Annotated in this window: 1 rRNA gene; it reads right to left on the bottom strand. The window is 67.8% G+C overall.

Going from position 1 to position 236, the window contains the following annotated elements:
- A 23S ribosomal RNA gene (locus tag ACYQ0J_RS13860) occupies nucleotides 1-236 on the bottom strand; the annotation flags it as partial.

Here is a 236-nt window from a genome sequence, read left to right as displayed (position 1 = left end):
GCCCCAGCTCATCCGAGGGGTTTGCATCCCCCACCGGTTCGGGCCTCCACTGGGTCTCACCCCAGCTTCACCCTGGCCAGGGCTAGCTCGCCCGGTTTCGGGTCCACGGCCGCGGACTAGACGCCCTGTTCGGACTCGGTTTCCCTACGCCTCCGCCTCAACGGCTTAAGCTCGCCCACGACCGTGAGTCGCCGGCTCATGCTTCAATAGGCACGCCACAACCCCTTGCGGGGCCG

The sequence above is a fragment of the Thermus sp. FJN-A genome (genome assembly GCF_054655095.1).
Note: the sequence above shows the minus strand (reverse complement) of the source record. Positions and strands in the feature narration are given on the sequence as shown.